Genomic DNA, 2,123 nt, shown 5'->3' on the forward strand with positions numbered 1-2,123 from the left:
TCGGTGACAAAGGCTACAGCGACACCTCGGCGATGATTGGTATTAAAGCGTCGTTCTGATAAGTCACCTCGGATAAGGCGCGTTGCGCCTTATCCGACATTTACCGGTGATACTTACACTGCGGAAATACCCACTCTAAAAAAGTGGGTATTGCTTAACGGGATGATCTTAAGATTTTCCTGCCCTGATTTTAAAAGAATAAAACACTGCTAAAAAATAAAATACTTATATATTAAAAAGGTATTTTTTTATATTTAGATAATAAATTTAATTTTTTAGCTAAGGTCATTTCATTTGTCCTGTTGCTGTGCAGGTGGAAAATGGCGCACAGAAGCCACCGCGAGCATCGGCAAAGACCTCTCCCGGAATAACCGGCGTTTTTTCACTTTTGTTTAACCCAGGAATTGCACATCGGCCATGGCGTTATTGCACGCAATACGTCTTAGCGCCGCGATGTCTGTTACGGATACCGATATGAAACAATTTAAATTAACCACAACAGCGCTCCTTGTCAGCAGCCTGTTGATGACCAACTATGTTCATGCTGAACTTTATAATGAAAATGGCGTGATGACCGGAAGCGGGGAGCTTGCCGACGGTGGGACATATAGCATCGTCAGTACTTCGGGTGAACATAACACTATCTCCGTGGCCAATAACGGCAGCGTGACCATTAATAACCCGGGCGGAACGGCGCTGGTGAGTGGCCGTGGGGAGTTTGAAACGGGTGATTTCATGCTGGCCAGCGGGACGATCCTGCTGGTTAACAGCGGCACTATCAACTTAGGTTCCGGCTCTACCGTGAATCATATTATTGGTGATTATATTCCCGGAACCGTACCCGGCAGACCGGATCTGCCGCTTGACGCTGATTATGATTTTATGTCTGCAGTCACGATTATGACTGAAGAAAACATCAGCGCCCCTCTGAATGCGCAACAGGCGCAGATCGTTGCTGATGATTTAACGGTTAACATGAGCCATAAGCGTGATGATAAAGGGATCGCCGGGATTTATGGCGCGAAAAACAATGGTTCCATTCTCTTAAGCGGTAATACCACTGTGAATACCACAGTGACCGGGGCAAACAGCAATGCTTTCGGCGTGTATGCAAAATATGGCACCCGCATTGAAGCTGAGAACGTTATCCTCAACAGTAAGGGGACGGGGTATGCTGGCGGGATCATTTCCGAAGCGATGGAAGAGAGCGCCCGTTCGCTTATTCGCTATCAGAATGCGACCGTGACCTCGGTAGCCGATCAGTTTGCTGACGGGATTAGCGCTAACGGCGGCAAAGTTGAAGCGCTTGGCGATACAGTCCTTGACGTCACCGTCAACGCCGTCGGCGGCGTGGCGTCCGGTATCTGGCTGTCAGACGGTTTTCCGGGCGTCGATGTGGATGCCGCTGTCACTACCGTCGGCACCACCACGATGCGACTTAACGCAGGCGCGGATCAGACGGTGCTTGATGGCGTCGACTCAATGGGCTCGACGGTCTATACCGGCGACGATCTGAGTATCACTTTTGATGCGAAAGGGCATCAGCAGACAACGGGCACCGGGCTGTATGCCTCGATGGATCAGGCGTTAGCCGCAGGGAAAATCGCCGTTAACGGCAGTCTGGATATTGACGTTGTCGACGCCACCCGCAGCGGGAGATGGAATTATCTACATGCGGATAAGGGCGGCGAAATCACCCTGAATGGCGAGGTGCGGATGGGGGTGAATTACAACGACCCGGATGCTGTCGCGATCCTGGCTGAAAATGCCGACTCCCGCGTGACCATCAATCCGCAGAAAGTCCATATTGTGGGGACGCTGGAGGCAAAAGATGCTGCGACGATTGATATCACCGCGATTAACCAGTCCCGTTTTGATGGCGGCGCAGCAACCACTGACGATGCGGTGAGCAACCTGTCGCTGGCGGAGCAATCGGTCTGGAATATGACCAAAGACTCGCAGCTGACCAACCTGTCGCTGAACGATTCGACGCTGACCTTTATGCCGTCCAGCGCGACGACCCGTTCGCTGACCCGCGACGCGGCGACGTTTAAAACCCTGACGGTGAACGGCGACTATACCGGCGTCAACGGTAATCTCGTGATGAACACCCAACTGGGCGA

Annotated in this window: 1 protein-coding gene; it reads left to right on the forward strand. The window is 51.5% G+C overall.

Annotation, left to right across the window (positions count from 1 at the left end; all coding sequences use genetic code 11):
• Nucleotides 1-474: 474 nt before the first annotated feature.
• Nucleotides 475-2,123: hypothetical protein (locus APU02_RS10400; protein WP_131729038.1), on the forward strand; the 1,649-nt coding region annotated here is incomplete at its 3' end.

Source organism: Citrobacter sp. 50677481, from assembly GCF_001463265.1.
Classification (GTDB): Bacteria; Pseudomonadota; Gammaproteobacteria; order Enterobacterales; family Enterobacteriaceae; genus Citrobacter_A; species Citrobacter_A sedlakii.